At 49.9% G+C, this 3,003-nt stretch carries 4 protein-coding genes; 2 read left to right on the top strand and 2 right to left on the bottom strand.

All coding sequences use genetic code 11. The annotated features are described in order from the left end of the window. Positions 1–494 precede the first annotated feature (494 nt). Together V6D20_12215 and V6D20_12220 are read left to right on the top strand one after the other, a co-directional pair. A complete protein-coding gene (locus tag V6D20_12215) occupies positions 495–905 on the top strand; it encodes a hypothetical protein (protein HEY9816544.1) in 411 nt (136 codons plus the stop codon). A gap of 43 nt (positions 906–948) precedes the next feature. Beyond that, complete coding sequence (locus V6D20_12220) at positions 949–1,491, top strand: DUF1349 domain-containing protein (protein HEY9816545.1); 543 nt, start codon at positions 949–951, stop codon at positions 1,489–1,491. A gap of 67 nt (positions 1,492–1,558) precedes the next feature. On the opposite strand, the gene V6D20_12225 is transcribed toward V6D20_12220, so the two are convergent. Both V6D20_12225 and V6D20_12230 read right to left on the bottom strand, forming a co-directional pair. Then, entirely contained in the window at positions 1,559–2,404 is an 846-nt protein-coding gene (locus V6D20_12225) for a CPBP family intramembrane glutamic endopeptidase (protein ID HEY9816546.1), read from the bottom strand. Between the two features lie 310 nt (positions 2,405–2,714). Beyond that, the coding region (locus tag V6D20_12230) for a diacylglycerol kinase (protein HEY9816547.1) at positions 2,715–3,003 on the bottom strand (289 nt) is incomplete at its 5' end.

A 3,003-nucleotide genomic window follows, 5' to 3' on the forward strand; every position in this document is an offset into this window, starting at 1 on the left:
ACTACACCAGAAGGTTAGATTGGCACTAGCTTTTGTCGCCAAATTACTGCCTAGTTCGACTGGTGGATCTTAATTCACCCTAACATCACTGGGCAGGGTGATTAGCCATCTCCTGAGTTAAATATTACTCTCTGAGAGAATATTATGCTGACAAATATCTGGATAACTACTTCATATGGGTTTATGCTCACCTTGCTCCGCAGCATAGCCTTCTTAGGAGGTGTTACGCAGATAGCTTCAGGAAGTTTTCATCTTAGGCACATCTTCGCCACGGATATTCAAGGTGCAGTATTCAGTGCTTTTGCACTGCTCGCACCTGCTTTCTCCCTATGAAACCTTGGTTGAGAAAACTCCTTGATCAAATTTGCGTCGTAATCTGTTTTGGAATGATATGGAGGCTTTAATGGTTACATCTGCTAGCATTAAGCATAAGGCGATCGCCCTAGACTATAAGTAACTCCACTCAAGAATTGATGATTGCGGAGGTACCTCTGATGCTTCTCAGAAGTTTCGTTATCTGGCTAGTATTTATCCTGGCTGAAAGCCTAAATGGAATAGCTCGTAGTCTCTGGCTAGTACCTAGCTTAGGCAATAGTCTGGCCCATCGAGTCTCTTTTGCCATCGGCTCACTGTTGATTTTAATCATTGCGACGGTGTTTGTGCCTTGGTTGCGGGCATCGCGAGTTCAGAGCTTGGGGATTGGGCTACTCTGGGCGGGATTGACCTTAGCCTTTGAGGTAGGATTGGGGCGCTGGGTGTTGGATTATTCCTGGACGCAAATCTGGGCGGACTATGATGTGTTTCAGGGTGCTCTTATGCCGTTGGGGCTGGGGTTGATGGTGCTGTCACCTATCATCGGTGGCATTATTCGAAGCCGGTTTCCCTATCGGCGGCACCCGGCCTAGAGTTTTGTTCATAATCGGTTCTGTTTAATGAAAGGAAAAACCGATGCAGTGGCTTAATGAACCACCTCAATGGAAGCAGGATGACCAAAAGATCACGATGACCACCGCCCCCAAGACTGATTTTTGGCGGGTGACCCACTACGACTTTATCCGCCATAGCGGCCACTTTTTCTATGAAACCGTCACCGGAGACTTTGTGGCTGAAGTCACTATCCAGGGGCAATACCGCGACCTCTACGACCAAGCGGGGTTGATGGTGCGCGCCAGCGATCGCCACTGGATTAAAGCCGGGATTGAATATGTAAACGGGGTGCAAAACTTGAGCGCCGTTGTCACCCATGACTATTCTGACTGGTCGATGATGGCGCTGCCTCAGGCTCCCGAGGCACTACGGCTGCGGCTAGAGCGACGGGATGAGGCGATCGAACTGTTTTACGAGGATGAAAAAGGCGATTTCATTCCGTTTCGGTTGACCTACTTTCGTGACGCGCCGATTCTTCAGGTAGGCCTGATGGGCGCATCCCCAGACGGAGATGGCTTTGAGGTAGCCTTTACCCATTATGCTGTGCGGCAGTCTGCAGGCTAAACCCTCGTCTATCCGTAGACGATATCCTGCTGAGCTGACTAGTTCATGGTCGGGTTTCCCCGGTTAGTTATCTTGACCTATCTATCAGCACTGGCGAAGGAATGACCTGAGTGACAGCTCCGGTTTTGCGGAACATAGTTTTGCGGTTCATGACGACAATCACCAGAGCTACCACCACGACAAAGCCGATGTCGTAGGGCTGAGCATCTGGCCAGATCGGGTTAATGAGTTGCAGATGGAACAGGTAAGGGAATAAGAGGCTTCCCCGCGAGGCGTTGAACAGGGGCGTCACCATGACACTCAAAGCCACTGAGCCCACCAGAAATGGGGTAAACGACCAAGCACTTTGCGGGGTGCCGCTCAACAGGAAAGCCGGCAGGTGCCAGATGCCCCAGATGCTTCCTAATATCAGTGCGGCCCAAATGGGTGCAACCTGACGTTGCAGTAGCGGCAGCGCTAGCCCACGCCAGCCAAATTCTTCAATCGGGCCGAGGATCAAGGTCATGGCGATGGCTGCTAGCATCGCTGACCAAGATGTAAATGGGAGCGGATCGGTGCAAAGATTACCCTTGATGGCAGATCCGGCGTAGAACACCAGCGGTAGCCCTAGCAAAAAGAGATACCAGGCTGGGTGGCAACGCCAGAGCAACATCCGCGATAGGTAACGCCGTAAGCCCGCCAGCCCACCATAGCGGAGAATGAGGATTAAGGCCGCGATCGCTGGAGTCCATACCGCCAGGATAAAGAGCGGATGATGCCCACTCATTTGGCCAAACAGCGCTGCCATTGCCCCTGGCCATAGGATATACAGCGCTAAAATAGTCCAGGCTAAGCCGAAGGTGATGAATAGGAAGGGGAGTAGAGCACTGGAGGGAACGGAGTATCGCTGAGTACTGAGAGAGTCGATCTTCATGCAAGGTTCCTCGCTCAAAGGTTAAGGTAGGGCGATCGCAGCAATGTTGTCGCTTCCAGGGAGATCTTAAGAATGCTGGAGGATCATCTGTGGAGTTAACGGAAGACAGTCTGCGATCGCTCCTTACTCATAGTCTGATGAATGCCCTCTACAAGAGGCTATGGGAAGTTAGTGAATATCCTTCATGTTAGACCACTAGCCCCTTGCAATACAACATATCGAACGCAAATAAAATAAGTCGAGAAAGCTTGCTAATCCTAGGCTATCAATGCTAGACCTTCAAGCTATAAAATTTGTGAGCATTCTTCTCTTACCGTAATTGAAAGAGATGGACGCTTTCAATGATTAAAATTGCTGCCCATACCAGAATACTAAGTCCAGCCGCTGCTGCTGCAAGATCTTTACTAACTCGGATACGATCATTCTGTCGAGGCTCAACAAAGTCGCACAGGACCTCGATCGCGCTGTTAAACAATTCAGAAATAAGCATTAGCCCCATTGCGAGTAATATCAAGCCAGCATCTATCCATTGATGAAAAAGGAAAGCGCCACATAAAACGGGCACCGATAAGATTACTTTGTAGGCGACGCTAAAATCG

It is taken from the genome of Candidatus Obscuribacterales bacterium (assembly GCA_036703605.1).
Classification (GTDB): Bacteria; Cyanobacteriota; Cyanobacteriia; order RECH01; family RECH01; genus RECH01.